The following is a 586-nucleotide window of genomic DNA, read 5'->3' on the forward strand; positions in this document are numbered from 1 at the left end:
GACGCGCAAACAGACGGTCAAGGCTGCGCTGCCAGGCGCCGCGGTCGAGCACACCACGCAGCCGCAAGGCCAGTGGAATGTGATAGTTCGTGCTGCCCTCGTCGAGCTGCGCCAAAAACCATATCCGCTGCTGCGCAAACGACAGCACAAGCGGCTCATTGCGCGACACCGTCGCAATCGCCGGCAGGTCTTGCGGACCGGAGCGGCTCAACACCTCGACGATGCTTTCGGCCAGATCGGCAAGCACCGGTCTGGCGAACAGCCTCGTCAGCGGCAGTTCGACCCCAACAGCCCGCGACAGCCGGCTCGAGAGCTGCACGGCCAGCAGCGAGTGGCCACCCAGCTCGAAGAAGTGGTCGTGGCGTCCGACCCGCTCGACACCGAGAAGCTCCGCCCAGATCTCGGCCAGCGCCGTCTCGATCGCGGCGCGGGGCGCCTCATAGGCCGCCCGCGCATAGGCGTCGTCGGCCGGCGCCGGCAGCGCCTTGCGGTCGAGCTTGCCGTTCGGCGTCAGCGGTAGCGCCGCCAGCCGCACGAATGCCGTTGGCACCATGTAGTCCGGCAGCCGCCCGCTCACATGTGCGCG

Annotated in this window: 1 protein-coding gene; it reads right to left on the minus strand. The window is 68.6% G+C overall.

Going from position 1 to position 586, the window contains the following annotated elements; all coding sequences use genetic code 11:
- The coding region (locus NKI25_RS36375; protein WP_353001001.1) for a phosphopantetheine-binding protein at positions 1-586 on the minus strand (586 nt) is incomplete at both ends.

The sequence above is a fragment of the Mesorhizobium sp. M0808 genome (assembly GCF_040320025.1).
Taxonomy (GTDB): Bacteria; Pseudomonadota; Alphaproteobacteria; order Rhizobiales; family Rhizobiaceae; genus Mesorhizobium.